This window comes from Streptosporangium amethystogenes (assembly GCF_000721075.1).
Lineage (GTDB): Bacteria > Actinomycetota > Actinomycetes > Streptosporangiales > Streptosporangiaceae > Streptosporangium > Streptosporangium amethystogenes.
Window position 1 is genome coordinate 1 of sequence record NZ_JOEQ01000141.1, and the last position, 595, is coordinate 595.

The following is a 595-nucleotide window of genomic DNA, read 5'->3' on the forward strand; positions in this document are numbered from 1 at the left end:
TGATGGAGGCGTTACCGCTGACCGTGAACGGCAAGCTGGACCGCAGGGCGCTGCCGGCCCCGGAGTACGCCGGCGGTGCGGGTGCGGGCCGGGGACCGGTCAACGTACGGGAGGAGATCCTGTGCGCGGTCTTCGCCGAGGTGCTCGGTGTGAACGACGTCGGGGTGGACGACGACTTCTTCGCTCTCGGCGGTCATTCGTTGCTGGCGGTGTCGTTGGTGGAGCGGTTGCGGGTGCGTGGGGTGTCGGTGTCGGTGAAGGCGCTGTTTGAGACTCCGACGGTGGCGGGGTTGGCGGATTCGGTGGGCGCGGGATCGGTGGTGGTGCCTGCGAATCTGATCCCGGCCGGTGCCAGGGAGATCGCGCCGGAGATGTTGCCGCTGGTGGAGCTCTCGCAGGCGGAGATCGAGCGGGTGGTCGCCACGGTCGACGGCGGGGCGGGCAACGTGGCGGATGTCTATCCGCTGGCGCCGTTGCAGGAGGGTCTGCTGTTTCACCATCTGCTGGCCGACGGCGGCGAGGACGCCTACGTGCAGCCGATCGTCGTGGAATTCGACTCCCGCGCGCGCCTTGACGCCTTCACCGTGGCGTTGCA

Annotated in this window: 1 protein-coding gene; it reads left to right on the top strand. The window is 68.9% G+C overall.

Going from position 1 to position 595, the window contains the following annotated elements; translation table 11 throughout:
- Positions 1 to 595: phosphopantetheine-binding protein (locus IG98_RS0143995; RefSeq protein WP_030926595.1), on the top strand; the 595-nt coding region annotated here is incomplete at both ends.